The organism is Capsulimonas corticalis (assembly GCF_003574315.2).
Taxonomy (GTDB): domain Bacteria; phylum Armatimonadota; class Armatimonadia; order Armatimonadales; family Capsulimonadaceae; genus Capsulimonas; species Capsulimonas corticalis.
This window is the reverse complement of sequence record NZ_AP025739.1, coordinates 4,682,939-4,708,943: the sequence shown is the minus strand read 5'-3', so window position 1 is coordinate 4,708,943 and position 26,005 is coordinate 4,682,939. Positions and strand designations below refer to the sequence as shown.

The 26,005-nt window shown below is 59.5% G+C and carries 18 protein-coding genes; 11 read left to right on the top strand and 7 right to left on the bottom strand.

What is annotated here, in order from left to right; translation table 11 throughout:
* Positions 1–82: 82 nt before the first annotated feature.
* Entirely contained in the window at positions 83–4,891 is a 4,809-nt protein-coding gene (locus D5261_RS20245; RefSeq protein ID WP_119324535.1) for an FtsX-like permease family protein, read from the bottom strand.
* Positions 4,892–5,203: 312 nt separating this feature from the next.
* Between D5261_RS20245 and D5261_RS20240 the strand changes: the two genes are divergently transcribed.
* From D5261_RS20240 to coaBC, 3 genes are read left to right on the top strand one after another with little or no spacing between them, the layout of a single operon-like run.
* Complete coding sequence (locus tag D5261_RS20240) at positions 5,204–5,485, top strand: DUF370 domain-containing protein (RefSeq protein ID WP_119324571.1); 282 nt, start codon at positions 5,204–5,206, stop codon at positions 5,483–5,485.
* A gap of 3 nt (positions 5,486–5,488) precedes the next feature.
* Positions 5,489–6,139 (top strand): guanylate kinase, encoded by a 651-nt coding sequence (gene gmk / locus D5261_RS20235; RefSeq protein WP_119324536.1) that lies wholly within the window; start codon positions 5,489–5,491, stop codon positions 6,137–6,139.
* Positions 6,132–7,346, top strand: coding sequence for a bifunctional phosphopantothenoylcysteine decarboxylase/phosphopantothenate--cysteine ligase CoaBC (gene coaBC / locus D5261_RS20230; protein ID WP_119324537.1), 1,215 nt, complete (start codon positions 6,132–6,134; stop codon positions 7,344–7,346). Before gmk ends, coaBC begins: the two co-directional genes overlap by 8 nt.
* 43 nt (positions 7,347–7,389) lie before the next feature.
* Here coaBC and D5261_RS20225 read toward each other — a convergent pair whose 3' ends face one another.
* Both D5261_RS20225 and D5261_RS20220 read right to left on the bottom strand, forming a co-directional pair.
* Positions 7,390–9,807 carry a GxGYxYP domain-containing protein gene (locus D5261_RS20225; RefSeq protein WP_119324538.1) on the bottom strand — a complete coding sequence of 806 codons (2,418 nt, stop codon included), beginning with the start codon at positions 9,805–9,807 and terminating at the stop codon, positions 7,390–7,392.
* 173 nt (positions 9,808–9,980) lie between these two features.
* A complete protein-coding gene (locus D5261_RS20220; RefSeq protein ID WP_165864601.1) occupies positions 9,981–10,619 on the bottom strand; it encodes a DsbA family oxidoreductase in 639 nt (212 codons plus the stop codon).
* 144 nt (positions 10,620–10,763) lie between these two features.
* Here D5261_RS20220 and D5261_RS20215 point away from each other — a divergent pair, with 144 nt between their 5' ends.
* From D5261_RS20215 to D5261_RS20190, 6 genes are all read left to right on the top strand, one after another.
* The gene (locus tag D5261_RS20215) at positions 10,764–11,390 is read left to right on the top strand and encodes a hypothetical protein (RefSeq protein ID WP_119324540.1); all 627 of its coding nucleotides are present in this window, start codon (positions 10,764–10,766) and stop codon (positions 11,388–11,390) included.
* Between the two features lie 390 nt (positions 11,391–11,780).
* Positions 11,781–12,521: a DUF642 domain-containing protein gene (locus D5261_RS20210; RefSeq protein WP_165864602.1), complete on the top strand. Its 741-nt coding sequence runs from the start codon at positions 11,781–11,783 to the stop codon at positions 12,519–12,521.
* A 177-nt stretch (positions 12,522–12,698) separates the two neighbouring features.
* Positions 12,699–13,550: a sterol desaturase family protein gene (locus tag D5261_RS20205; protein ID WP_119324542.1), complete on the top strand. Its 852-nt coding sequence runs from the start codon at positions 12,699–12,701 to the stop codon at positions 13,548–13,550.
* Between the two features lie 158 nt (positions 13,551–13,708).
* Entirely contained in the window at positions 13,709–14,530 is an 822-nt protein-coding gene (locus tag D5261_RS20200) for a DUF1559 family PulG-like putative transporter (protein WP_119324543.1), read from the top strand.
* 106 nt (positions 14,531–14,636) lie between these two features.
* Positions 14,637–16,160 (top strand): hypothetical protein, encoded by a 1,524-nt coding sequence (locus D5261_RS20195; protein ID WP_119324544.1) that lies wholly within the window; start codon positions 14,637–14,639, stop codon positions 16,158–16,160.
* A 54-nt stretch (positions 16,161–16,214) separates the two neighbouring features.
* Entirely contained in the window at positions 16,215–17,279 is a 1,065-nt protein-coding gene (locus tag D5261_RS20190; RefSeq protein ID WP_119324545.1) for a LacI family DNA-binding transcriptional regulator, read from the top strand.
* Positions 17,280–17,343: 64 nt separating this feature from the next.
* Here the strand turns inward: D5261_RS20190 and D5261_RS20185 are convergent, their stop codons facing one another.
* On the bottom strand, positions 17,344–18,141 hold the full coding sequence (locus D5261_RS20185; protein ID WP_119324546.1) for a DUF1559 family PulG-like putative transporter: 798 nt from the start codon (positions 18,139–18,141) through the stop codon (positions 17,344–17,346).
* Positions 18,142–18,550: 409 nt separating this feature from the next.
* On the bottom strand, positions 18,551–19,375 hold the full coding sequence (locus tag D5261_RS20180) for a DUF1559 family PulG-like putative transporter (RefSeq protein ID WP_119324547.1): 825 nt from the start codon (positions 19,373–19,375) through the stop codon (positions 18,551–18,553).
* Between the two features lie 782 nt (positions 19,376–20,157).
* Between D5261_RS20180 and D5261_RS20175 the strand changes: the two genes are divergently transcribed.
* Positions 20,158–22,236, top strand: coding sequence for an AAA family ATPase (locus tag D5261_RS20175; protein WP_119324548.1), 2,079 nt, complete (start codon positions 20,158–20,160; stop codon positions 22,234–22,236).
* Between the two features lie 85 nt (positions 22,237–22,321).
* Here D5261_RS20175 and D5261_RS20170 read toward each other — a convergent pair whose 3' ends face one another.
* The gene (locus D5261_RS20170; RefSeq protein ID WP_301002563.1) at positions 22,322–23,029 is read right to left on the bottom strand and encodes a PEP-CTERM sorting domain-containing protein; all 708 of its coding nucleotides are present in this window, start codon (positions 23,027–23,029) and stop codon (positions 22,322–22,324) included.
* Between the two features lie 243 nt (positions 23,030–23,272).
* Complete coding sequence (gene typA / locus D5261_RS20165; RefSeq protein ID WP_119324550.1) at positions 23,273–25,102, bottom strand: translational GTPase TypA; 1,830 nt, start codon at positions 25,100–25,102, stop codon at positions 23,273–23,275.
* A 128-nt stretch (positions 25,103–25,230) separates the two neighbouring features.
* Between typA and D5261_RS20160 the strand changes: the two genes are divergently transcribed.
* Complete coding sequence (locus tag D5261_RS20160) at positions 25,231–25,866, top strand: sterol desaturase family protein (protein ID WP_119324551.1); 636 nt, start codon at positions 25,231–25,233, stop codon at positions 25,864–25,866.
* Positions 25,867–26,005: the final 139 nt, after the last annotated feature.

Genomic DNA, 26,005 nt, shown 5'->3' with positions numbered 1-26,005 from the left:
ACCCTTGCCGCCCGAGGGAGGAATCGGCCGAAGGCCGGGGGTGGGTTTGCTAGGGAGCACGCGGAAGCCATGGGTAAGTCACTCAAATCGCCGGCGCCACGGCCGCGCTCTCGGAAGGCGTTCGCACGAGCTCCACTTCCGGGTTCAAATATCGCTGGCGCTGCACTTCGGACAGCGTGCGCCAGATCAGGAATTGGCGGCGCACGACGTTGACGAAGCGGCGATTGACGCGCATCCAGTTCGCCACTTCGCCGGACTGCCGGGTAATCGTCAGCCGCACGTCGAAGATATCTTCCAGGTCCGTGGGGATGGTGTCGAGCGAGATATCCTGCGAGACGCCCAGGTCGAACGGCGCCAGCCAGATCCGGCAGCTCAGGCGGTACGCCAGACCGTATTCGCTGTCATATGTGGTTGTGCTGATGCCGTGTGTCAGGAAGTCGCCGACGGACTGCTGCTCGTACTCTTTGAACCACTCGGACAGGAAGCCGTTGATGCCGCGCGCCTGATCGCCGGTGACCGCGAAGGGCAGCGCGATCTTCCAGACATCGCCGTCGGGATCGGGCAGCTTCCAGGTGCGGTCCGTCGAGGGCGTCGCGACCTGCGACGCCTTGCGGGCCGGGAAGATCGTGGAGAGCATGACGACCGCGATGACGACGCCGATGGCGATCTCCGCCGACGTCGACGAGAAGTTCAGTGAAAGCCCCGGCAGGATATTAAACGTGCTGATGACCTTGGAAAGTCCCTGCCCGATCAAGTATCCCGAGACCGCGCCGATGATCGCATAGACCATCGCTTCGGCGATGAACAGCATGCCGATATTCGACGGCGAGAGACCGATCGCCGAGAACGTCTTGATCTCCTTGACGCGCTCGAAGACGGAGCCGAGCATCGTATTCAGAACGATCAAGGAGGCGATCAGGATCGGGATGATGATCGTCGCCAGCCCCTCGGACTTCGTCGCCGACCGGATGGAGAAGCGGTGGTTATGTCCGTCCTCGCCGGCGTAGAGGTTCAAGTCCAGACGCGGCATCAGGCTGACGAGCTGCTGATTGACCGTCGCGGCGTCGCCGAAGTTGATCGCGACCGAACGCAGATCGCCGCCAAGGTTGATCAGCGTGGCGTAAGGCACGATGATGACGGTGGCGGGATCGATATGCGAATAGTCCTGGAAGCTGCTCGTGGACGCCGAGGCCGAGTTGGACTGGTTGTGCGCGTCCTGAAAGTCCACCGGCGTCAGCGTCTCATTGTCCAGGTCTTTCAGCGCGGAGAACTTGGCGGGATCGATCACGCCGATGACCAGATAGGGAACGCCGCTGAAGTTCACGGTGATCTTGCCGACATCGGCGGCGGTGACGCCCAGGGTGTCCGCGATAGGCTTCGGCAAAATGATGCTGTAGGAATCTGTGGAGTCGAACCAGCGCCCCATCGGTTTCCCGTCCGGCCCCAGCGCCAGCGCCGTGTCAATATGCGAGACCCGCGCTTCGGCGGGCGCCATGCCGATTACGCCTTTGAGATCCACCGGCGACTGCGCGCGGGATACATTCAGGAAGCTCTGCTGGCCCTGCGTGGTCCCGAAGAACCAGGCGCGCGGCGCGACGGGATATTTGCGGCCATACTCATCGTTCAGCAGACGATAAGCCGGATCCTGAAGCGCGTCCCACGCCGGCATGCGCAGGAGGATGCCATTGTACGGGGAGACGCCGGGCGCGGGGACATCGTTTGGCCGGTTGTAATTGACAACCGAGGTGAACGAGAGGACCGTGAAGGTCAGCAGGATTAGCGTAATGCAGGTCAGCATCGTGCGCTCTTTGCGGCGGCGCATGTTGGAGATGCCGAGCGCGAAAGCGGCGAAGGCGATCGAGCCCTTGCCGACATCCACTTTGTGTACTCCCGAGACGGTCTGGCGCATCGCCTTGATCTGCTCTTCGAACTTGCCCCACACCAGCAGCGAGACAATCACCGAGAGCGCCAGCATGACGAAGGCGATCAGAACGATAATCGGGTTGATCGTGATATCGAACGCCGGATGGATCTTCGAGAAGATGAAGAAGATCAGGGCGAAGATGCCGAACGACCAGACCAGCTGCATCTTCAGATCGTGCGAGGCGATGAGCAGCCGCTCCAGAAAGTAAGCAAACGGGATCAGGAGGAAGAGGTAGAAGATGACGCCTTGAACGACATCGTTCGCCGTCGCCTGCGCCTGCGGGTAAACCTTCGCCTCGAACGCCCAGGCCTGCCGGCTCTTAGCGTCGAACATCTCATAGTCGCGCTGCGCGTACGCCGCCTGCGCCTGGTCCATATAAACCTTGGCGAGATCGTGCAGCCCGGTATGCTTTGGATTACTGAGCAGATCGTTCGTGATCCGATACTTGGCGAGCTGGCTGATCCGATACTCATCCAGGTTCCACATATCCTGCGCCACGCGCAGCGCCGTGTTCGTGATCGCTCCGTTGTGGACGATATTGTCCCCGCCTCCGCTCGCGCCGCCCTGCACGGCGTACCCCAGGCCCTGCGCCCTTTTCTGGTTCTCCGCATTCGAAAGCTTCGGATCCGGCGGCAGCGCGTTAATGAGCAGGAACCGCACCGCGCCCGGCCCGGAGTCCATCACGACCTTCAGGCGGGTGTCCGAGCCCTGCGCGGAAAAGAGCACCGCGACATCTTCCACGTAGGAAACGCCCGGCTCGGTTCCAGCCAGCGTGAAGCCGTATTGCCGGGGCTCGTTGTTGGTGGCGCCGTCGAAGACGCGCACGCCGGAGAGCGAGATCAGCGAGGAAAGGTCCAGCAGGTCGTAAATCGTGGTCGCGACGCATGGGAAGACGATGATCTGCGTATCCTTGCTATCCGAAGTCAGATTGAACTCAATCGGATAGTTGGAGGTTCCGTTCAGACCCTGGTCCGGCGCGAAATCGATATCGCCCCGGCTGCCCTGCGCATCGTCCGTCGTATGGACGTGATAGGCGCCGAAGCGCATCGTCATCGCCGGAGCGAACCGGAGCCCCGTTCCCGCCGACGTCACCAGAGGCAGACCGTAGAAGTTGTAGTTCGAGCCGGGCTTTGACGCGCCCGGCGGGGTAAACGTGGATTGGATCAGGTTGCCGCGCACGCCGACCATCGTCTTCGACGGGTTGGCGGCCACCGCCAGCGAGTCCGCCACCGGCGTGTCCGGAACGAAGTTCTGTTTGGGATCGAAGATCAACACGCGGCCCTTGACCTGGCAGAAGCCCAGACGCAGCCCCTGACGAGTCCACGCCGGCCACTCAGTCACGGGCATCAGGCCGCGCGTGCTTCCGGGCGTCACGGCGTCCTGATCGTTGGTGTCGTTCAGAAGGTGCCAGTATTCGCAGGCAAGGAACTTGGTCTGCTGGGTGAGATTCGCGAGGTTCACGTCCGCCATGCGGTCGAACGGCGTATCGCTGTGCTGCCGCGCGTCGTCGGTGGTGGCGAAGGTAATGCCCTTGCCGCCCGCCATCGCCGCCGCTTCGGCGTCAAACGCGAAGTGGCCCGGCAGGAAGTTGCGCCAGCCCTTGCCGCCGATCGGATTGATGCCGTCGCCATAGGCGCTCTGGGCGTTCAGCCCCAGCACCTGCGCGATCTTCTCCGCGTTCTCCCGCAGCGCGCGTCCGATGTCCGAATAACCGCTCTGTACGTCGCCTTCCGTGAAGTCGTAGAAGTAGCCTTTGTAGAAGCCGGCAAAGCTGTTGGTCTGGGAGGTGAGATCGAGGCCGCTGAAGAGAAGCACCTCGGAGCGGTTCGCCGGAATTGGCGACCGACCGCCCGTCAGCCAGTGCTTGGCGCGGTCCCAGTTCGAGGGCTGCCGCCACTCGTCCAAATGCCGGTCCACATAAGCGCGCGCGCCTTGTATTCCCAGGAAGTGCGCTCCGCAGGACACAAACCAGACGGTGCGCTTCGGCGGGTTGGCCTTGAAGAGACGCGCCAGCTCGATCTGAGCCGCGACGCCGCACGCCGTATCGGCGCCGGGCGCCAGCGACGGCACTACCGACATCGAATCGTAATAGGATTCGATGACGACGATCTGCTTGCTCAGAACGGGATCGGAGCCGGGCAGCACGCCGACGATATTTGAGGCGCTGCGCGTCTCCCAGGGATTGTCCGCGTAGACGGTGACGGTGAAATTCGGCGTCGTGAGCGCCGCCGATTGCAGCGCGGCGGCGTCGGCGTGCGAGACCCAGAACCGGGGAATGGAGACGGGAATGCCGATGAACTTCGCTTCAGATTCGCCGCGCATCGTCGCCGCCGGCTCCACAAAGATGATGGCCTTGGCCCCAAGGCGCGCGGCGTTCATCCAGGCGGCGCCGCAGTTGAAGTCCATCAGGACGACGCTGCCTTCGACCTGCTGCCCGCGAAACGCGGCCAGATCGCCGCGCGCGGCGTAGATCAGCGGCCCGGTGACGCCGTCTTTGGGAAGCGTGGAGGTGCGGACAAGATTCGGCCAGAGCGCGCGGAGACCATAACTGCGCCCGCCCGCCGTGATGCTGGCGCCGTTGTCCACCGGCGCCGTGACGGCGAAGTCTTCCTGATGCACGTTCCCAGCACCGAGGATCGTCCGGAACTGCGCGAGCACGTAGTCGCGAGCTTGATCGGCGCCGGGCGTGCCGGCGGCGCGGGAGTTCGCGACAAGCGCGGGACCGCCCGGCGCGGCGGGCATGGCGTAATGGATGCCGCTCAGATCGGAAACGGACGCGGCGAGGCGCGCCGGCTGCACGGAATCGGATAGACTGCGATAGTTGCGCTTCGCCTCAGGATCAACCTGAACTTTATCGCTTCCGGTCTGACCGGAGACAGCCGCGATGCTGGACAGCAAAAATAACAGAGACCCCAACAATGTCAGCAGGCGCGGCGCCTTACGTGCTGCGCGGCGACGGATCATCATGTACCGAAATCCTTATGGCTTCCAAAATATTCGAGCGGCGGACGGAGGCGTCGGCGGGCTGTCCTCTGAGCGGATTTCCCAATAATAACATATCGCCCCGTAAAAGACAAGAGGTTTTTGCGAATTAATAAAACCGTTAATAAACGGTAAAACCACAACTAAGCGAGCGAGCGCCATCTCTTGACTTGCCGATTCCGCGCATGCTATAATCTGTCAGCGTTCTTTCATTCAGCGATTGCACGGTTGACCGCGGCCGGCCTGTTTGGCGCGAACTCCATCACTTTTTCCGGTCCCTTCGTTAAGGAGCTACGCATGCAGCCCGTTGCACTCAATGTCGGCTTCTATAACTACGTAATTATCGACAAAGTTATCGCACTTGTTTCCAGCGATTCGGCGCCGATGCGGCGCCTCGTACAAGAATTTCGCAAAGCCGGCCGACTGATCGACGCCACGCAGGGTCGTAAGACAAAAAGCTTGATCTTTCTCGAAGGCGGCAATCTCGCCACCTCGGCGCTGTCCCAGGAAACGCTGGCGAAACGTCTGGCCGGCAGCCCAATGGCGCCCGAAAGCGACGATGAAGCGGAAGAGGATTAATCCATGACGGTCGTAAGTTCATCATCGGGCCTCCTCGTCGTGGTTTCCGGCCCCTCGGCGGTCGGCAAAGACACTGTTCTCGATATCCTGCTGATGACTCCCGGCGGCTCCCACCCCGTTCGCAAGTGCGTCACCGTAACCACCCGCGCTCCCAGGCCCAAAGACGGCGGCCGCTCGATGGAGGAAAACGGCGTGGATTACTTCTTCGTCACGCCAGCCGAGTTCTATGAGATGGTGTCGCGCGACGAATTTCTAGAGTACGCCGAAGTCCACGACAGCTGGTACGGCACGCCGCGCAAATGGGTGGAGGAGCAGCGCCAGCAGGGCGCCGACATCATCCTGAAGATCGACGTTCAGGGCGGCCTCGCCGTCAAGAAAAAGCTTTCCGACGCCGTGCTGATCTTTCTGGAGCCGCCATCGCTTGAAGAGCTGGAGCGCCGCCTGCGCGGCCGTAACAGCGAAAGCGAGGACGCCATCAAGAAGCGTCTGCTGAACGCGCACAGTGAACTGGCCCAGCGCGACTACTACGACTACGCCGTCACCAACGACGCCGTGCCGGACGCCGTCGAAGCGATCCGCGCCATTCTCCTCGCCCGGCACTGCCGCATCCAGCGCCCTCGGGAGCCGCGTCTCCCGGTGCAAAGCGATGAATGATTCCGCGCGCCCGAAACGTGTTGTCCTGGGCGTCACCGCCTCGATCGCCGCGTATAAGGCGGCGGACCTGGCGAGCAAGCTCGTCAAAAGCGGCGTCGAAGTTTATCCCATCCTGACCGCCGAAGCCGCGCGCTTCGTCGGTCCCGCGACCTTCACCGCGCTCACCGGCCACCCCTGCCCCATTGATGTCTTCGAGGAGCCCTTTCCCGGCGAGATCGCGCACATCTGGCTCGCCCGTAACTGTGACCTCATCGCGATTGTCCCCGCCTCCATGAACTGCCTGGCCCGCCTCGCCCATGGCCTCGCCGACGACATGCTCACCGCCGCCGTCATGGCGACCGCCGCCCCGGTGCTCCTGGCCCCCGCCATGAATACGGGAATGTGGAACAATCCGGCGACCCAGGCCAATCTCGAAACTTTGTCACGATACGGCTACCAGTTCATCGAACCCGTCACCGGCATGCTCGCCTGCCGCACCGAAGGCGTCGGAAAAATGGCGGACGTGGTCACGATCGAAGCCGCGATCCAATCCGTGCTGCGCGGCGCCCAGCCGCTTTCCGGAAAGCGCGTCCTGATCACCGCGGGGCCGACCCGCGAGCCGATCGACCCGGTCCGTTACCTCACCAATCGATCCTCCGGCAAAATGGGCTACGCTCTCGCCGAAGCCGCCCGCCGCCTCGGCGCCGCCGTCACTCTGATCTCCGGCCCCACCGCCCTTCCCCAGCCCGTCGGCGTCGACACCATCTCCGTGGAAACCGCGAGCGAGATGAAGAACGCCGTCGCGGCGCACGTCCAAACCGCCAGCATCATCATCGCCGCCGCCGCCGTGGCCGATTACCGCCCGGAAACCGTCGCCCCGCAAAAAATCAAAAAAAGCGCGTCGGCGCCGACGATTGTTTTGGTGGAGAACGAAGATATCCTGGCGTGGATCGGCCGCTCCAAGCGCGCCGACCAGATCCTCATCGGCTTCGCCGCCGAATCCGAAAACCTGCTGGCGAACGCCGAGAAGAAGCTACGGGGGAAGAATTTGGACTGGATCGTCGCCAACGACGTCACGGCGGAGGGCGCCGGGTTCGACGTCGATACCAATATCGCGACGATGATTTCGAGAGACGGTCAGCAGGTGGCGCTGCCCAAGATGAGCAAACGGGAGATGGCGGAGAAGATTTGGGAGGCGGTGGGTGGAGACACATTCAAAAGCGTGTAGACATTAGAGGCGCCGGCGGTTTTAACCGCCGGCGCCTCTGGCTCTACTTCCCCTTCGCCTGATTGTACAAGTCATTTAGCTGCGACGGCGTCACAGCCACGTACCCCGGCCCCAGATCGTCCAGCCCCTTCTTGATATCCTTGAGACTATTTCCCCAGTTCACAATGAAGGCGTTGACGAACGCCGGGCGGCGGTCGCCGACACGGTTTTTGATTTGGGCGGCCATTTCACGCGGATTGCCGTCGGTGATTGTCCGGAAGACGGTTTGGCCGGTGGGCAGCGGATAGGTAATCGCGTCGTAGCCCTTTTCGCCAGCGTAGCCGTAGTCGGGAACGAAGAATTTGGTGTTCGGCAGCTCGCGGCCCATCTCGGCGATGTCGGTCGCGCGGACGTTCATATGCCGGATGGTCTTCATGTCCAGCATGTCCATATACTTCGCCGTCCATCCGAAGAACGAGCTTAGCGCGCCGTCACGGTCCTTGAGGGACTTCGCCCAGTCCGGCGGGTAGATGTAGCCCACGCCGCTCACGTCGCAGAAGAACTCGTCATTGGGCGTCGCGTGGTCGTAGTACCACTGCACCATGTTCGGAGCGCAGTCCAGCAGCGTCGGCCCCATGCCCCAGCCGATGGGGAACGTGCCGTGCAGCGGATCGTTGAAGTAATCCTGGAAGTTATTCTGCCACGTGCAGAGGTTATCGCCGTCGGAAACGGTCACCGCGACATAGACCTTAGTGGGATCGAACGCCGGCGCGGGGTTGCGCTTTTGCGTGCGGGTCTTCGCCGGGGCGCCGCTGAAGACGGAGAAGTTCGAGACGTAATCTGAGACAACGGTGACTTTGCCGAAGCGTGACGCCAGGGAGACGCCCGGGCCTTCGTCCAGACCATTGCTGTCGCCGCCGCTGTACCAGTAGCCGCGCACCACCGCGTTGAGCGGAAGCTGCGCGAACATCGCCTCGATCTCCGCGACCTCCGCATTTTCGTTCGCGCCGGGCTTCTCCTGCTCCTTTGGTCCGGTGACCCAGAGCGCCAGGCCGCGCGCCTGGATGATCTGATCGATCGCGCCCGAGTCCAGCGGCGCGTCCAGCGAAATGGACAGATAGGGATTGAGACGCGGCAGCAGCTCCGTGCGGACATATTTGTAAGCGTCGGCGTCATCTTTGAAGCGTCCGCGCAGGTCCGTTTTGATGTCCAGCTTGAGCCGCTGGGCGAGCTCCGGAGTCGCGATCACTTGATCTTCCAGTCCGGCGATGTCCACCGCGACATGGGGCGTGACATAGACGTTTGGATCGGTGACCACGGCGCCCTGGAAATCGTCTTTGAAGATTTTCAGGAGCGAAAGAGGGTTCTTCACCTTGTGGGTAGATCCCGTCGTTCCCTGGGCTTGCAGCTGCTTGAGCCAGAATACGTCGCTGTCACGGAACAGCAGATAGATGCGCGGCTGCTTGCGGTTGACGATTCCCTGAAGGGAGCTGAGCAGCAGTCGCTCTTCGGGCTTGATCTTGCGCACATCAGCGACGTAGAGATGCTCGGCGGGCGGATTGCTGCGCGGCTGAAACGTCTCATAAGGGCGCGGAGGCGTCGGCAGCTCCAAGTTAGCGTACTGCTTGGGCTTCGGGATATTCGTCAGGCTGTCGAAGGCCGTTTGCACGCGATCGGCGGGCAGCAGGTTCTTTTGCGCGAGGATCGCGACAACGCCGCGCGTAATCATCTGCTCGGTATCATACGCCTCTAAGTCGCCCGTATCGGGGTGTGTCGTCCAGACATCGACCGCGCCTTTGTAGGCGGCGTCGTTATGCACGATCATGGCGGCGACGGGCAGCGTCCCTTGAACAAGAATCGGAATCACCTGATCTTCCGCCGGCAGAGTGCTGGGGTCCATCATCTGGGTTCGACCCGACCAGGTGCGTCCCAAAACCTTCAGCCCAAGCGGATCACTCGCGGCAAGGCTTGTGTCCTGCTCGGAGGGCTCCGTGAACCCGCCGACGCCGATCCCATCGGGACCAAACAGCGCGGCGTCGTGGTTGTGCCCCATGTCGGACCAGGACTCATTCCCCTTTTTGTCTTTGACGCGCTGGATGGGATGCGTGAAGGGAATACCGGTCAGCACGAAGCTGCCGCCGGCGTGGTGGAAGTCCTGCAAGTTAGCAAAGGCGGCTTTCGGGAAGTTATTTCCGTACGGGAGCACCACAACGGCGTAGCGCTTGGCGTTCAGTCGCCCGGAATCGGCCAGCGCCTTGGCGTCCAGCAGATCGGCAGGGACGCCGGCGGCGGTGAGATTTGCGGCGATCGCCTTCGGGGAGACCCGGCCGGTAACTCCAAAAACCGGAAAATCCGTTTGCAGCATCACCGCCGCGCGGGGCGCGTCGGCCAGAGCGTCGGCGGCGAACGCACTCATCGGCGTGAGCGCCGCCGTCGAAGACAACAGCAACACGGCCGAGATACTCGGCCATCGTTTGTTCATTCTAGACAATCCTCCGTACAAAAACTTTTTCAAAAACAAATCGCACTCGGATTAAACCCACTGATTGTACAGTTTTGGTTCGACCATGAGAGTTTACCTCGTTCCAAGGCAAAGCGCGTTCTGTTTTTGAAAGAGTCGCCAGTCAATTTTTACGGAGGATGAGGGTGAAAGGTTTACCCTTTGTTGTACCACGCCAAATAGCGAAGCGCCATCTCGCGAATCGTCGCATACGGCGCCTCGGCGCAGCGCTCGCCTCGGAACATAAACGTGGGCACGTGGGTGACATCGCGCGCATAGGCGTCGTCGTCAAACTCGACGATCTTATCCGAATAAGCCCTGGCGGCGAGCTTTTCCGTAAAGTCCTTGGGATCGATCCCAATTCCTTCGACGATCGCGGCAAGAACGCCAAGATCCGAGATATCTTCCGAGCGCTCCCAGAACGCTCGGTACACGGCTTCATTGTAGGCGTCAAATAAGTTTGGCGCGTTGTGTTTCATATACTCGGCGCCCTGCAATGGATGATGTGTGCGGATAACGCCGATCGTGCGGTCCTTCGGGATCGGAATGCCGTCGAGCTCCGCCAGCAGCTCCAGGCGCGAGGGCGGAGCCGGAGGCTCGTTGGGATCTTTTGGCTTGGGAGTAAAGTCCGGCAGCGGTCCGAGCGCTTCGGGGAGCAGTTCGTACCCGATCCACTCCTGCCGGATCTGCGGAAACTCTTCCTTAAGGCGCTTTGCCTGGAGGACGCCAATCCAGCACCACGGGCAAAGATAATCGTGCGCAATCGTCACTTTGAGTTCTGGCTTATCGGTCATTGAGTTCTCCCAGGAAAAACAGTGATATGGAGCATTCTCCGGGCCCATGTCAAAAGTTCCGGCGCCCGCTCCGCATCCGAAGGTACAATGGCGATCTGACGCGCGAAGTTCCGCGCCGCGTCGAAATGAGCGATTCCAAAATCCATGGCAAATTCCGAGTACGACAACTTGTTCGACAAACTGATCGCCGCTCCCCTGACGCGAGTGATCGGTCGGCGTTTACGCGGCGTGAATGAATATGTCCTCGCGTCCGACGGCGGCAATAAATATCTTCCCCAAAAACGCGGCGCGCGGCAGGCGATCCATCTCGTTTTTGACGATGCGGAGATTGAATTCGACTGGGATTCCAAAAGCATATTTCTCGACACCGACAATTTGGAATACCATCTGACGGTCAGCGACCATTCCGTGCGCGCCGACAACAGCGACGCGCTGGCGAAACTGATCGCCACGGACGCGGAGCCCTGGCGGGATCTGATCGGACAGACGCTGACCGGCGTGGAAGTGCTGGGAGACTGGCTGGACGCCGACCGGTGCAGTCCTCAGGCGGTCGTGCTGAGTTTGGACACCACATTTGTCGTCGTTTGCGCCGGGACCGCCAGCACGCACCCCAAACAATCGGACAGCGTCGGCGACGGCGACGAGATCCTCGTCTTCAGCAAGCAAGCCTGGGCGCTGCTTCCGGACCAAAAGTATAGCGGCGTGCAAACGCTGCGCCGCTGCTGGCGCCAAGTTTATCTCCCCTCGCCTCTCTCACCACAAAGCGATTGAACATTTTGTTGTGATTAAAACAATTTCCCCAATTTCATCCGTCGAATTCCATAAATGTCGTGTATAATTAATACGGCTGCATGCTTTCTGCTCAATTCAATATGAATTGTTCTTATTCCATTAAAGCACTGTAGTAAGGATTCCCAAAAATTGGCGAATCCGTCTCTGGATCGGCCTCATTCAGCGTCTTTATAGCTTAGTCGCGAGCACGTAGACCATTCATAAAGCACCGTTCGTAGTACTGGTTATTTCTCGGGTTGAATGGCTATCACAGGCAGTTACAGAGGTGTCACGCTCACGACCGTTTCCGCGAAGAAGGATGATTGTCGCAAAGCGATATGTCAGTCCCGAATTGTCGAAATGGTAATTTATTCCTCAGGAGAAATAGAAATGACGAAGAAGATGATGGCGGCGATCGCCGTGCTGGGGCTGACGGCGAGCCTGGCGGGCAGCGCGAACGCGACGAATTTGGTCAAGAACGGTGGTTTTGAGGCAACATCAAACGGCCCTGGCCAGATGAACCATGGGATCACCTCAGCCGATTACTGGACGACGGACGGCTACAACTTCATTTTCACCAAGGATGACGCCGACAGCCCCGGCGTAGATGGCCAATACGGACACCTGGATTTGAAGCTCTGGGGACCGGCCAACGGCTCGGCGAACGGACTGACGGCCAGTCCTACCGGCGGGAACTATGTCGGCGCGGACGGAGCCTATAACGTGGGCGCGATCACGCAGAATATCACGGGCCTGAAAGCAGGCCATACATATGCGGTTGGTTTCGACTGGGCGGCCGCGCAGCAGTACGGCTATACCGGCGACACCACGGACAAGTGGACGGTCAGCCTGGGCGGCGACAGCCACACCACGTCCATTACCGCTCTCCCAAGCCATGACTTTTCCGGCTGGAAGCACCAGACGTTCAACTTCACCGCAACGTCCGGCTCTGAGGTCCTCTCGTTCCTGGCGACCGGCACTCCGAACGGCGTTCCCCCATTCGCCCTGCTGGACGGCGTCACGCTGACCGCCGTGCCTGAGCCCTCCTCCCTCGCGGCGATGTTCGCCGGCGTGTTCGGACTTGGCGTTATCATCCGCCGCCGCTCCGTCGCGAAAAAGTCCGCTGCGTAAGTCGGGGTTAACCCCAGCTTAGCACGATCATTCCACGGCCTGAAGGAGGAAATTCTCTCTCCTTCAGGCCGTTGAGTATATTAACTCCATCGATTTTGATGGTACACTCCGTTCATGCTCGTCCCGCCGGCGAAGTCGCTTTCCGGCTCCACTCTTTGACGGGCCAGGAAAGCACATATGGCCCAGCTCGTTGCAATTCTGCTCAGTCTCCTCAAGCTCTCGCTCTGGCTGACGATTCTCGTCGTGATCTTTGTCCCGCTGGAATATTTTTTTGCGGTCCACAGCCATAAAGCGCTGCGCAAGGGAATCGGCGCGGACCTCTGTTACTATTTCCTCAATAGCCTGCTGCCTGCCGCCATCTTGAGCGTGCCGGCGGCCATTCTGGGCTGGTCGGTTCAGCACATCATCCCTGGAGAACTGTTTGCCCTGACGGCCTCCCTTCCCCTCTGGGCGCGCGCCTTGCTGGGTCTGGTTGCAGGCGAAGTTGGGTATTACTGGGGACATCGCTGGAGCCATCAGATCCCGTTCCTATGGCGCTTCCATTCGGTCCACCACAGCGCGGAAGAACTCGATTTTCTGGTCAACACACGCGCGCACCCGCTCGATATGGTGTTTAGCCGCACGTGCGCCCTTGTGCCGATCTATGTGCTGGGCCTGGGCGGTCCGACGAGCGCGACCGGCGGTAGCAGCCTCCCGGTGCTGGTGACGCTGGTGGGCACGGTTTGGGGCTTCTTCATCCACGCCAATCTTAAATGGAGCTTCGGGCCGCTGGAGTGGCTGATCTCCACGCCGAAATTCCATCACTGGCACCACACGAAAACCGGTCTGATCGACCACAATTACTCCTCGACCCTTCCGTGGCTAGACCGGATCTTCGGGACCCATAACCTCCCGAAAGAGTGGCCGGAGTCTTATGGGATCGACGCCACAATGCCGCCGGCGCTGATCGATCAGCTGATGTATCCACTCATGCCGGAGGACGCCTCCGCTGCCGAAAAGCCAGCGCATTCCGCAATTGACAGTGATTGATCTACGAAATATTTCAGAAATTTTATTACACAGTTTGATAAAAAGCCTTGACAACGTCTCGGGCGCATGATAGAATAGGCCATCTTCCCAGGCAAGAACGCCGAGGATGATGGCCGTTTCCATTCTTAATTCGTCTCTCGTTTCTCAAGGAGTTTGTTATGTCGAAAACCCGTGCCTTTACACTGATCGAACTGCTCGTAGTAATCGCTATTATTGCGATACTAGCCGCAATCCTCTTCCCTGTCTTCGCAAAAGCGCGAGAGAAAGCCCGCAGCATCGCCTGTCTCTCCAACTTGAAGCAAGTAGGGATCGGATTGATGCAGTACACTCAGGACGCGGACGAGAAATATCCCTGCGGAATCTACAATACCGCCAGCGGACACTATGGACTGGGCTGGGCAGGTCAAATGTACCCTTACATTAAGAGCCAGGCCGTCTTCAAATGTCCCAACGATCCTACTCCGAACTATGTGGCTCCCGACGGCTCCGTCGCTCCGCCGCTGTCCTACGGGGTAAATCTCAATATCGTCGAGCCGACATACGGTCAGCCCGCGGCCAGCCTCGCCGCTCTGACTTCGCCGGCGAAGTCGGTCTTTCTCTTTGAAATTCAGGGCCAGGACGTCTATCTCTCCGATCCGAACGAGGGGCATTCCGGCGCTGGGAACGGCGTCGGCGCGCTGACGGACTACGGCAACTATGTCACCGGCTATATGGGCGGACGTCTTCCCAGCAACGCCGGCTACGACCTGTATCACTTTCCGAAACCGCTGGGAATACACACCGACGGATCGAACTTCCTGATGGCGGACGGACACGCTAAGTGGCTGCGCGGCGCGGCGGTTTCCAGCGGCATGAATGCCGCCGCCCCCACGGATGCGCAGAAGGCGCCCTGCACCACGGGATCGTTTGACACCGCGCACTGCGCCGCCGCCGGTGTGGACAGCAGCGAGCTTTGGGCGGTAACATTCAGCCTGCAATAGAACCGACGCCGACTGGCTTTTGAAGAATACACTAAGAGCGAGAATCGCCGTTCAATGCAGCGGCGATTTTCCATGGACGCCCGCAGGAAAGATCGAACATCCGCGTATGAAAAAATCTCTCGTCTCGCCACCGAGCATCGCCGCGCTCGCTTGGACCCTCGCGCTCGCCGCAGGTCCCATCTGGGCGGCGTCGGCGTCTGATGTCACCGTCCGCCTCGGCAAGACGGTGACTTCGCCGTTTATGGGTCTCGGCGTCCAGTGGGACCGCTTCTATTACACCCCCACCCCAGCCGCCTGGAACATGATTGTCCGGCGGATGGATTATTGTCGCCCCGGCTATCTGCGCGTCATGGTCGGAACCGGCGACTACTGTGTGGGCTTCGATGCGCAGGGCAAGCCGAAGTACATCTGGACCGAGGGAACGGCGGCTCAGAAGGCGGACTTCAAGAATCTGACCGACATTCTCGACTACGCGCAGTCGCGCGGCGTTCCCGTCATCCTTGGCGAGTGGAGCCCGCCGAAAAAGGAGCTGATGGCCGAAGAGACCGATCCCCGCTGGCCACAGGTCATGGCGGATTTCGTCTCGTATCTCCGTGACAAGCGCGGGTATTCGACGATCACTTTCTTCAACTGCATCAACGAACCGAATGGCGATTGGTCGGGAAATAAAGATTACGCTACCTGGCTGTCGGTTGTCCGCAGCCTGCGACGAGAGTTCGACGCGCGCGGCTTAAACGCGAGCGTCCGGATCATCGGCCCCGATACGACGGGCAACACGCAGTGGCTGGAGCCGTTCACCTGGATCGATCGCGCCACAAAAGACGCTCCCGACACCTTCGGCGCCTGGGATCTGCACTGGTATGCGCTGGATTCCGAGGTGCTGGACGGCTCTATGGAGAAACTCCTCGCGGAGAAGCGGGAAGTTATCGCGAAAAACGACCCGGATGGTCTTTCCAAGCCGCGCTTTCTTGGAGAATCGGGGCTGATTACAGGCCGCGTCAACGGCGATCAGCAGCCACGTGTGCGTGCTTATGAATACGGCGTCATGATGGCTGACTATGTCGCGCAGGTCGCGCGCGCCGGCTGGCAGGGGGCTCTGGCATGGGATATGGATGACGCCATGCATCTCGTCAGCTGGGACCGCCGACCCGACCCGCCGGACGCGCTGACGATGAAGCTGTGGGGCTTCTGGAATTCGCAAGGATCCCGGATGACTCCCCCGGAGGATGAGAGCCCGCGCCCATGGTTTTACACCTGGTCGCTCATGTCGCGCCTGTTCCCGCGCGGATCGCGCATCGTGGAGACGACCAGTCCCGCCATCGCCCGGTTCCGGGCCGTCGCCGCGACGATCCAAAGATCAGGACGCACGGATGTGAGTGTCATGCTGGTCAATAACGACGCCATAAGCCGAACGATGACCGTCAAAGTTCCGGATCTCAAGCAATCCCCAACGCTAACTTGTTACCGCTATTTCGAGACGGACCGTCCCGAGGACGATCGGCGCTTTCCGAAGGCCGCCTCCCTCCTCAAAAAAGTGGACTTGAGAAAGGGCTGCACGGTCATGCTGCCGTCACGCGGCGTTGTGTTTCTGACGACGATGATCGATCGGCAAAAAAACCAGTCGCCATGAAAAATTTCAGAAAACTATCTTGACAGTCACCTCGATCGGGACTATACTACTCACGTGCCTACCATACAACAAGTCGCCCAGGAGGCGGGCGTGTCGCCCGCCACGGTTTCCCGCAGCTTCACCGATTCGCCCATGCTCAGCGCCGACACCCGCCAGCGCGTGCTTGAGGTGGCGAAGCGTCTGAACTACCGCCCCCCGCATGTCCGCAAGAAGCAGCGCGAGCGGGCGCTGATCCGGGAGGACGCCGCGACCGGCGTCTCCATCGGCCTTCAGTTCTTCGCGCCCGCCGACACCGCCACGATCCAGGGCGACGCCTTTTACGCGCCCATGATGACCGGTGCGCAGGCGGAGACCGAGAAACTGGGGATGCATCTGCTGCTGCATACCACCAACCGCCGCAAGATGCTCACCGACTTGCCGCGCATGATCCGCGACCAGATCATCTCCGGTATGCTGCTCGTCGGCTCCGCTAGTCCGGAGATCCTGGACGCCTTTTTAGAGCACGTCCCGCAGATCGTCCTGGTGGACAACCGGGACCTTACGGGCAAGCACGACTGTATCCTTTCCGACGGCATCGGCGGGGCGACGGCGGCCACCCAATACCTGTTCGAACTCGGCCATTCGCGCGTGGCCTTCGCGATGAGCGATCCGGAAACCACGACGTTCCAGGACCGTCTCACCGGATACCTTTCCGCCCACTTCAAAGCCGGACGCACGGCGGATCCCTCGCTTCTCATCTGCGCCACGACCGAAGCCCAATTCTCCGACCAGGTCACGGCGATGCTCAGCCGCCCGGACCGTCCGACGGCGATCCTGGCGGCGAATGATCCGCACGCCTATCGACTGATGCAGATCTGCCGCGATCTCGGCCTGCAAATCCCGGACGACGTCAGTATCGTCGGCTTCGACGACGACAAGCACAGCAGTCTCTGCTACCCCGCCCTCACCACCCTGCGCGTCGACACCGCCTACATGGGCCAGCTCGCCGTGCAGCGCCTGGCGACCCGCCTCCTGGAGCTCCAGGACCTGAAAGACGAAGACGCCGCGCCGCGCCCGCCCATCAACATCGAAGTCCCCGTCTCCCTCATCGTCCGAGGCTCCTGCCGCGCGATCGCTTAAATATTCCACATACAAAAAGCCGCCGCATCCGAAGACGCGACGGCTTTTCGATATTGAGCGCGAATTAGATGGCGCTGAAGGTCATGGCAAAGCTGCTGTTGCTTGTGCCAGCGGCAGTGTTCGTGCCGAGCGCCTGAGCGTCTGCACTGGTTCCCGCATTGACGCCAGGGGAGACCTTGCTGCCACGCAGCCACTTGACATGACCGTCGCCCGCCAGGTAGTTGGCGCCGTCCGTGTGCCGGCCAGTCGTGGGAACCGCGTCCGTAACATTCAGGCCGCCCAGAAGTCCGGTCGCGTACTTCACCGTTGCCGAAGCCGAACCGTCCCAGTTGGTGACAACATCACCGATGCCATTGCCGGCCGGCGACAGGTTCGCGGTGTTGTTATTTTCCTGAGCATCGGACACCTGAGCAACCGCGACGTTCGTTTCGAACAGAAGAACGGTGTTCGCGGGAGCGCCAAGCGAAGCCAGCGCGCCCGTGTTGCCGGCGCCCGCCATATTGGAGTTATAGGCGTAAGAAATCGGAACGAGCAGACCATTCACCGTACCGGTATCATCCGGGCACTTGTACAGTCCCGTGCTCTTAGCATAAGCGTAGGTCGGGCCAGCCCAGCCCTGCCCGAACGCCTTGTTGTTGGCAATGTCGCCGATGCCGGCGGGAAACTTCTCATCGCTGTCCTGAACGTACTGCAGGATGGCGAGGCCGACCTGGCGCTCGTTGGACGCGCAGCTGGTCTGGCGGGCCTTCTCACGAGCCTTGGCGAAGACGGGGAAGAGGATGGCGGCGAGAATCGCGATAATGGCGATAACGACGAGCAGTTCAATAAGGGTGAAGCCCTTGAAATTTCGAATGGTGCGCATTGTGAGAGATCTCCTACCGATTCATGTGAGTGATAATAATCCGCATTGAAGAGAAAGCGATTGAGCGCTTCTTCGCATCGGAATGGACGAGCAAACATATATTATCACGACTTCGAATTCCTGTCAAGTGTTTTCATGCAAATTTATTTTAACAGAGATTTTTACGTCCAACCAGGCTTACAGTTGCACTCATAAATAAATATTAATGTCAAATATTGATATTATATAGAATATTTTTGCCGGCACGAAAGGATGAAGAATTGCGATCTTTAATATTATCGTATGAAATATTTTAGCAAAGATCGCAAAGCGTCACAAGGTGGGATTGAGAGCAAAGACGAGGGAGAGCGTCAAATAAAAAGGCCGCTACATCCGAAGATATAGCGGCTTTTTGACATGGAGCGCAGAATTAGATGGCGCTGAAGGTCATCGCATAGTTGCTGTTGGCAGTACCAGCAGCCGTGTTAGTGCTGAGAGCCTGAACGTCATTGCTGGTTGCTGCATTGATGCCAGGGGAGACCTTGCTGCCACGCAGCCACTTGACATGACCGTCGCCCGCCAGGTAGTTGGCGCCGTCCGTGTGCCAACCCGTTTGAGTAGCAAAGTTACCAGTCGTGACACCGGGAAGACCGCCCAAGTATCCCGTCTCGTAACGAACCGTCGTACCGGTAGTGGCCGCGAAGTTATAGTACAACTGGCCGTCGATACCAGTTCCAGCAGCCGAGAGCGCGTCAGGTGCAGCGGCTGCGCTGCGCACGCCTTCCTGGAGATCGGTAACAGGAGCAGTATCGCCCGTCACTTCAAATAGCATAACGGTATTCGAGGGTGCGCCAAGCGAAGCGATCGCGCCGCTGTTACCAGCGCCGGACATGTTTGTGTTGAAGCCATAAGAAACCGGCACATACACACCACTGACCGCAGTGGAGTCATCCGGACACTTCAGCAAACCAGTGCTCTTAGCGTACGGGTAGATCGGTCCAGCCCATCCCTGGCCGAACAGCTTGCTATTGGCGGCGTCGCCGTTACCGGCGGGGAACTTCTCATCGCTGTCCTGAACGTACTGCAGGATGGCGAGGCCGACCTGGCGCTCGTTGGAGGCGCAGCTGATCTGGCGGGCCTTCTCACGAGCCTTGGCGAAGACGGGGAAGAGGATGGCGGCGAGAATCGCGATAATGGCGATAACGACGAGCAGTTCAATAAGGGTGAAACCCTTGAAATTTCGAATGGTTCGCACTGGTGAAATACCTCCTACCAACAGAACAGAAGAGCTGATCAACAACGAGAAAAATTAGCGCATACACGCTGCTTCGCGGTTGAAAATGGACTTACGATCACATACTATCACACCTTTGAATTCCTGTCAAGTATTTTCATGTTAAATTTATATTAAGAAAATAAATTCCTGGCATATGAACTTATAGATCGCGCGTTGTTAGCAAATGTTACTATTAAAACACAAAATACCAAAGTTGACCCAAAGCGAATTCTGTGGTCACTTGCAACTGTACAAATTTATTATATGAAAGTTGTTTGGTATGCTACTATCATCAGATTAAATTTGAACATTACTCTGTATGCTTCTAAAATCCCTGGTACAAAACCAGGATTCTATGTACTACAGCGTTTCTGCTTTGATTTAAGTTCCCACGAATCATTTCCAAGACGATTGGTACAATGGTGAAAAACGTCGTAATTGCCGATTGCATCTCGTATGCGGAAAGAAAAAGGATTTTTGAAAGAAATTTCGACCTTCTCCCCCGTCGCTAAAAGCCGTTAGGGGCAATAAGTATAAAATCGACGCCAATCCGGGTATCCTCGGAAAGGTCTGCTCGCGATGCGCTCGCTTCTTTTTTTGATAGACGAACACCCTGGAACGGGGGCGGCCCGTCGCCGATAAAACTCCTTCAGAGATTTTCCGGCGGTCCCGGAACTTCGAACCCGATTTCTCTGTTGAAATATCGCTGCCCTAACGCTTCCGCGGATATCATATTTGCGCAATGATCAATGGAAATTTCAATGCCGCTGACTAAGCCCACTGTCCAAGTCGAAACTGAGCTGCGCCCGTCCGTCGCGGCGCTTCTGGAAACGATTCGTTCCCAATACCCCGGCGTTCCTTTTCTTGCCCTCGGACAAACCGCGCTGTGGGATGAACCGGCCAAAGCGGTCTGGCGCACGATCCTCGATCAGCATCTGCCCGGCGCGGCGCTGATCAGCGGCGTCCACGACACCGACTACTTCGCCAAAACCACCGCGCATATCGCCGCCGACGACAAGTTCGCCGTCCTGCGTCACGATGACGGACGCACCCGCGACCTGTGGAGCGCGGCGGGGGAGATGTCGTCGCTTTTCGGCAGCGAAAGCGTGCCGACGCGTCATATGTATATGAAGCACGGCGTCCCCTTCGATTGGCTCGCGCGCCACGAACCCGGCGGCAAGGCCAACCTTTATGACGCCATGACGGCCGCGTGGGGCTGGACGGGCCTCGTACACACGGAACAGCATCATGTGATCGCGCACGACATTCCCATCTGCGATATCCTGACGGCGCTCCTGCGCCAAATGGATCTTGCATTTATGGAAAGCTTGTCGTGTCTGGAGGATCCGCAAAGCCGCGCGGCAGCCTCCGAGCTCTGCGAGCGGATCAAGGATTGGGCGCGCTCCTTCGCCGCCCACTGTGATGGCGCAACCAGCCTGACCGATCTCTACCGAGACCTTCTTCCCAAGATTTACCAGCTGCTCCTACAGCATCCCCCGCTCCACTTTAGCGCCACGACCACCACCCAGCTTTTACGATTTCACTCCGAGACCTATCAGCGCCCGCGCTTCGCCGTTGTGGATCTGTTCCTGCAGCCCGCGACTCGCGCCGCCGCCATCCGCGCCTATAACAGCTGCGTGGCCGGTTCGGGCATCTATGGTCTGGAGAACTTCGGACCGGGCGCAATCCCGTTTGACCTGGTCGTTCCAGGGCTTGGGCGCGGCACGATCGGAGTCAGCGGTTCAAAGGTGACGATCGAGTTTGGCGATACTCCCGCCGTATTGACGTCCCCCACCCCCGTTCAGAACCTGGAAACGCTGGCGCGCGTCATCGAAAACGCCTATGGCGATCGCGCGGTCCTGGTCGGCAAGGCGATCACGCTCATCAATATGCTGGCCGCCGAACACCTCGTCGTGTTCCACGAAACTGCTTCGGGGTACACCTCCAGCACAGAAGCATTCAATACCGCGCTCGCCAAATCCAATATCACTCAGTCGCTCTACCCGATCGTCCGGCTGGAGTACGGCACGTGGGACGCCCTCGCGGACAGCAATTCCGCAGCCCGGCTGCGGCTTCCGTCCCACCTGGCGGCGGCTTATGGCGCACAGACCGTAAGCGCGGCTGAGTTCGGAACCCGCTGGCGGGATGTCGTCGCCGATCAGAAGTCGACACTGCGCGAGATCAAGTCGCTGAATAAGATGCGCGATCTACTGACCTACTTGGAAGCGAAAGAATTTGGGGATTGGAGCGCGCGCCGGCAAGATTACGAGCAGGCGCTCGCGACGCTCTCGGAGTACGCCCAGCGCAGTGAAGTGCTGCGCCAGCGAGTGGAGGAACATCGCCGGGAGATGGCGATGTGGAAGGAAGAGCGCGCGCAATTGGAAGCGCGTATGGGCGACGATTGGCGTCGAAACAGCCTCCCGCTCGTTCACCGCCTGCGCCATGAAACCTTGAGCGACGCCGAGCGCGCGCAGCTTGAGACCAAGCTTGCGCATGAGACGGCCGTTCGCGAACGCATCTTTGCCCAGCCGTTAGCCATTGGGCAGGATCGCATTCGAGCCTCTCGCCGTTTGATCGCTTCGTTCCAGCATCAGCGCCGCCTGCTGGAGCGCGGCTCAGAGCCGCGCGCGGCGCGCGCCACGCTGGAGCAGATCACGGTCGAAGCGCAGCGCGCGCGCATGCGGATCGTGCACGACGCATACATCACCGTCGACTCCCTGGAGCACACCAACCTCCGGCCGACAGCCTGGTGGTTCCCGCTCGTCGATCCAAGCGGCGCGTGGTTCGAAGGCATGGCCGCCCGTGTCGAAGCGCGTTTCGAATATGTGACGCCCCGCTAATCAGCCTCGGCGCAGCGACAATAAAAAAGAAGGAGGACGCCAAAAGCGTCCTCCTTCTTTTTTTATTGCGCCAGCAGGGAAAATCTTATGCGATCACTTGGCGGCGGCGATAGAAACAAGCGCCGAGAACCGCGAGGCCGACGCCGAATGCGGCGAACGCCGAGGGTTCGGGAACGGCGCTGATGGATGCATTGAAACCGGTCGAATCGTAAAGATAGTTACCGTTCGGGCCGTAACCGACGGTGAACTCCAGCTTGTCGCCGGCGTTAAGCAGGAGATACGAGTTGGAGTAGCTCGGTCCGACGCCATAGGCGCTCACGAAGTTGTTGAACAGCGCGGTGGAGCCGTTGACGTTCACATGGACATCCGTGCTGGTGGCGGGGTAGCCGGGAAGGCTCTCGCCGAAGAACGACGCGTTGACTTTGTAGTGGCCGGCCGTGGGAGCGGTAAAGATCACTTCGCTCTTTTCGCCATCCGCGCCGGGATGCATCGTGATGCCGTTCGCCGGCACGGCGACCGTCCCGTAGGAATAGTTCGTGGTGGTTGCGCCATTATGAGCGACGTAGGGAAGCGATCCGGGGCCGGCATGCCAGGCGTCCAGGCCGGAGCCTTCGGTGCTCTCATAAGTGAACACGCCCGAGTTGGATCCGGCGTAGCTCCAGACACTGTTGGGATTGGCCGTCTTCGAGAAGTCGTTCGCGGCGTTCCAGGACGCCGCCTGAACCGGCTGCGCGAATCCGAAAGCCGCCACCGTGAAGGCGCCCGCCGCGATGGAAGCGCTCCACTTTTTCATATCGTTCAAATTTATCAATTGGTTTTCCTTGCAATACCGAAGAATGGCGTATGGACGCAGTACGACAATGACTCCATCACCACCCATGCGGCATTGGTAGGATAGAGCTTATTGTTATATTATACACGACAAGCAGGCAAGTCCTTTGAAAGCGGGAAAAAACTGGTAATTATTCCACTAAAGAGACGCAAAAAAAGCCGGTGGGTCATCCCACCGGCTTTTTCCGTTCGTTTTGGAAACGCGTTAGCCGCGTGTCTTCGAGTTCTTGCGTCGCTGATCGGGGTTCAGCTCGCGCTTGCGCATCCGGATATTCTTCGGAGTCACTTCGACGAGCTCATCCGGTCCGATGTATTCGATCGCCCGGTCCAGCGTCATGACCGTATGCGGGTTCAGACGGGTGAACGTTTCCTTGACCGACTGGCGCATACTGGTGAGGTGCTTGGTGCGGCAGACGTTGACTTCGAGGTCGGTGTCGCGGGCGTTCTTGCCGACGATCATTCCCTCGTAGACTTCGACATTATGCGGCAGGAAGAGGATCCCTCGCTCTTCGGCGTTTTGCAGGCCGAAGGTCGTGGTGATTCCCGATTCACTGGCCAGCAGGCTGCCGTTTCGCTCCACCGTCATATCGCCCATATAGGGGACATATCCGCCGAAGAGCGAGTTCAGCACTCCCGTGCCGCGGGTTTCCGTGATCAGTTGATTTCGGAAGCCCAGAAGTCCGCGGGTCGGCACTTTGAAGCGCATATGCACGGTCCCGTTACCGGGCGCCTTCATATCCAGCATCTCGCCTTTGCGGCGTCCGAGCTGTTCGATCACGACGCCGCTGTATTCCTCGGCGACATCGATCTCGACCTCTTCCAGCGGCTCCATCCGATGGCCGTTTTCCTCATGGAAAATGACCTCGGGCTGGGACACTTGAAGCTCGTAGCCTTCCCGGCGCATCGTCTCAATAAGAACGGCCAGGTGAAGCTCGCCGCGTCCGGAGACGGTGAACTGATCGGCGGTCTCTGAGTCCTCGACACGCAGGGCGACGTTGGTTTGCAGTTCCTTCATCAGCCGCTCGCGCAGCTTGCGGGATGTGGAGAACTGCCCCTCGCGGCCGGCCAGCGGCGACGTGTTGACGCCGAAGGTCATGCTGAGCGTGGGTTCGTCGATGTTCATGAGCGGCAGCGCGACGGGATTTTCCCGCGACGCCACGGTCTCGCCGATATTGACATCGGCCAGTCCCGAGATCGCGACGATCTCGCCGGCTTCCGCCTGCTCGACTTCGACGCGGTTCAGGCCCTGATAGATGAAGACCTGCGCGATCTTCCCGGGAACGTGCTCGCCCTCACGGTTGATGACGGTGATCGCCTGGCCGGTCTTGACGACGCCGGAGTTGACCTTACCGATACCGATACGGCCTTTATAGTCGTCGTAGTCCAGCGTGGTGATGCGCAGCTGCAGCGGCGCTTCCGGATCGCCTTCGGGCGGCGAAAGGTGGTTGACGATCGTTTCAAAGAGCGGCTTGAGATCTTCTCCAGGCACGTTGGCGTCGAGCGTCGACGTTCCCTGGAGCGCGATGGCGTAGACAACCGGGAAATCCAGCTGGTCTTCGGTAGCCCCCAGGTGTCCGAACAGGTCGAAGGTTTGATCGACGACCCAATCGACGCGCGATTGCGGCCGGTCGATCTTATTGACGACGACGACCGCCTTGAGGCCAGCCTGCAGCGCCTTTGCGAGAACGAAGCGCGTCTGCGGCATCGGTCCCTCAACGGCGTCGACAAGAAGAAGAACACCATCGACAAGGCTCATAACGCGCTCAACTTCTCCTCCAAAGTCCGCGTGTCCGGGCGTGTCGACAATATTGATCTTGATATCTCCGTAGGTAATGGCGTTGTGCTTGGAGACGATGGTGATGCCACGTTCCTTTTCCAGATCCATTTTGTCCATGACACGCTCGGCGACATGCTGGTTGGCGCGGAAGACGCCTCCCTGCTTGAGCATGCCGTCCACTAGCGTGGTTTTGCCGTGATCGACGTGTGCGATGATGGCGATGTTGCGAAGGTGTGTTTGCGAGTTCGGCTTTGACATAGCGGATTCATTATAGCACATGGAAGCCCCATTCTCCGTTGACATCGAGAGCTGGCTTTGGTACAATACGGTAGATTTACCATCGCCGGGCCGATTCCGGACGATGTTTGCCGTCTGAGGGAGGTCGCGTGACCCTGTTAATCGCCAGTACAGCCGTCATCACCGGGATTATCGGCTTTACCTACTCGAGCTTTTTCGAGTGGTTCAACCATCGTTACCTGATGCACGAGAAACACTTTCCGCTGCATGACGCATTCCGTGGGCACACATTAGTGCACCACCAGATCTATAAATGGGACAAGACATTCGAAGCCCAAGGCCCCGGTAAGCCGCCGCATGTGGCGCTCCGCTGGTACGCCTTCCCGCTGATGATGCTGTTCCACGTTCCGTTCTTCATCCTGTTCCAGTGGCTGATCGGCCTCGTCATCCCGGCGATGCGCGGAACCCCGATTGCTCTGGGCCTGTTCGTGGGCTGCGTGATCTACTTCACCGGCTACGAATACACGCACTACCTGATGCACGTTCCCAAGGGACACTATGTGGAGCGCTACCGCTGGTTCAAGTTCATCAAAGAGCACCACCGGCTGCATCACAAATACATGCTGCGCAACCTGAACGTCTTCATCCCGCTCGCCGACCTCTGCTTCGGCACGCTGGTGACCTCCGAAGGCTGGCGGTCCAAACCCGCCAAACGCCAGCGTATCCTCGCCGGCCGCAAAAAGTCGCAGACGCCGCCCAGCGCGACCGCCGATACGAAGTCGTAAACCGCAGCCGCAATCACAGCAAAAAAGAGCCCTCCACAAAAATGGAGGGCTCTTTTTTTGCGCTTCGCCAAAACAGACAAGTTCTTTGCCAATTCCGCCATATCAATCCCAGCACGTCAGCGCTTATAATACAAGGCAA

Bases quoted from the DNA above. Each gene is read 5' to 3' on its own strand.
- D5261_RS20245 (WP_119324535.1), bottom strand. From the start codon at position 4,891: ATGATGATCCGTCGCCGCGCAGCACGTAAGGCGCCGCGCCTGCTGACA.
- D5261_RS20240 (WP_119324571.1), top strand. From the start codon at position 5,204: ATGCAGCCCGTTGCACTCAATGTCGGCTTCTATAACTACGTAATTATC.
- gmk (WP_119324536.1), top strand. From the start codon at position 5,489: ATGACGGTCGTAAGTTCATCATCGGGCCTCCTCGTCGTGGTTTCCGGC.
- coaBC (WP_119324537.1), top strand. From the start codon at position 6,132: ATGAATGATTCCGCGCGCCCGAAACGTGTTGTCCTGGGCGTCACCGCC.
- D5261_RS20225 (WP_119324538.1), bottom strand. From the start codon at position 9,807: ATGAACAAACGATGGCCGAGTATCTCGGCCGTGTTGCTGTTGTCTTCG.
- D5261_RS20220 (WP_165864601.1), bottom strand. From the start codon at position 10,619: ATGACCGATAAGCCAGAACTCAAAGTGACGATTGCGCACGATTATCTT.
- D5261_RS20215 (WP_119324540.1), top strand. From the start codon at position 10,764: ATGGCAAATTCCGAGTACGACAACTTGTTCGACAAACTGATCGCCGCT.
- D5261_RS20210 (WP_165864602.1), top strand. From the start codon at position 11,781: ATGACGAAGAAGATGATGGCGGCGATCGCCGTGCTGGGGCTGACGGCG.
- D5261_RS20205 (WP_119324542.1), top strand. From the start codon at position 12,699: ATGGCCCAGCTCGTTGCAATTCTGCTCAGTCTCCTCAAGCTCTCGCTC.
- D5261_RS20200 (WP_119324543.1), top strand. From the start codon at position 13,709: ATGTCGAAAACCCGTGCCTTTACACTGATCGAACTGCTCGTAGTAATC.
- D5261_RS20195 (WP_119324544.1), top strand. From the start codon at position 14,637: ATGAAAAAATCTCTCGTCTCGCCACCGAGCATCGCCGCGCTCGCTTGG.
- D5261_RS20185 (WP_119324546.1), bottom strand. From the start codon at position 18,141: ATGCGCACCATTCGAAATTTCAAGGGCTTCACCCTTATTGAACTGCTC.
- D5261_RS20175 (WP_119324548.1), top strand. From the start codon at position 20,158: ATGCCGCTGACTAAGCCCACTGTCCAAGTCGAAACTGAGCTGCGCCCG.
- D5261_RS20170 (WP_301002563.1), bottom strand. From the start codon at position 23,029: ATGAAAAAGTGGAGCGCTTCCATCGCGGCGGGCGCCTTCACGGTGGCG.
- typA (WP_119324550.1), bottom strand. From the start codon at position 25,102: ATGTCAAAGCCGAACTCGCAAACACACCTTCGCAACATCGCCATCATC.